1 protein-coding gene is annotated in these 1,036 nt (G+C 48.6%); it reads left to right on the top strand.

Annotated features, from left to right (window positions below):
* Positions 1-1,036 (top strand): primosomal protein N' (priA, locus tag R8N28_RS27130; RefSeq protein ID WP_318183904.1); only part of this gene is annotated, 1,036 nt, incomplete at both ends.

The raw sequence follows: 1,036 nt of genomic DNA, 5'->3' as shown, positions 1-1,036 counted from the left end.
GCCGATATGGTCTGAAAAGCTTTATTCGTTGCTGACTTGGTGCAGCCAGTTCTACCAATACCCACTTGGAGATACGCTACACAATGCGATGCCAGCAGCTCTGCGTAAAGGAAAGCCTGCAGATTTTGCGACGCTACAAGAGTGGCAAATTACCGAATCCGGTAAAGACAAGCTGATGCAAGGGCTTGATCGTCGAGCGGTCAAACAACAGAAGGTCTTGCAAATGTTGGTTAACGGCGCTTTGCCTCACCAGGAATTTGTCGACCAAGAGATAGCCTCAACAGTACTAAAGTCTTTAGAAGAGAAAGGCTGGATTGAACGTATCGAGAAGAAGCCTGCAATCACCCAGTGGGGACAGCACGTTGAATGCGACGTCGAGAAGCCAAAGCTCAACCACGAACAAGCGCTGGCTATTGCGAGTGTAAATAGCCAAACAGGTTTTGCCTGCTATTTATTAGAAGGCGTCACGGGCTCAGGTAAGACAGAAGTGTACCTCAACCTGATCAAGCCGGTCTTAGAGAAAGGTAAACAAGCCTTGGTTTTAGTACCAGAGATTGGCTTAACACCACAAACCATCAACCGCTTTAAACGCCGTTTTAATGTGCCAGTTGACGTTATCCACTCCGGATTAAACGAGACGGAGCGTCTGAATGCGTGGCTTTCTGCACGCGACAAAGCGGCCGGAATCATTATCGGCACACGCTCTGCCCTACTCGCGCCTTTTGCTGATCTCGGGATTATCATTGTGGACGAGGAACATGACACCTCTTACAAACAGCAAGATAGCTTGCGTTATCATGCACGCGATGTTGCTGTAATGCGCGCTCATAAAGAACAAGTTCCGATTGTTCTGGGCTCAGCCACACCTGCACTGGAGACATTGCACAATGCCTTGTCAGGCAAGTATCACCATTTAACCCTGACCCAACGAGCAGGCTCTGCGGTTCCTACCACTAATAAAGTGCTCGACGTCAAAGGTCAGTATTTAGAAAGTGGTTTATCTGCCCCATTGATTGCGGACATGCGCAAACACCTT

The organism is Vibrio sp. Vb1554 (genome assembly GCF_033344235.1).
The sequence above is the reverse complement of the archived record's forward strand: the minus strand, read 5'-3'. Positions and strand labels throughout refer to the sequence as shown.